We start from the raw sequence: 256 nt of genomic DNA, 5'->3' as shown, positions 1-256 counted from the left end.
ATCGAATCAGTAATGAAACAACAGCTTTTGCAAATTCTCATGCCGGAGGATTAAGTAATAGCAGACAGGCGTTCAGTACAGCAAATGGAGTACCAGGAATGCCAGATGATGGATTAACTTATAGTTGGACTCCGTCAGCTTGTAAACCGCCTCTTTCTGTTGGAGTAAATAATATTACAAAAAATGCAGCCCAAATTTCGTGGACACAGCCGGCTGTTGTTCCTAATGAAGGCTATGATATTTATTATTCAACTTC

At 39.8% G+C, this 256-nt stretch carries 1 protein-coding gene; it reads left to right on the top strand.

The features are described from left to right. On the top strand, window positions 1-256 hold a 256-nt coding region (locus tag SB659_RS19985), incomplete at both ends, for a hypothetical protein (RefSeq protein WP_410551679.1).

The sequence above is a fragment of the Arthrobacter sp. SIMBA_036 genome (assembly GCF_046535135.1).
GTDB lineage: Bacteria > Actinomycetota > Actinomycetes > Actinomycetales > Micrococcaceae > Arthrobacter.
This window is presented reverse-complemented; position numbering and strand designations above follow the sequence as displayed.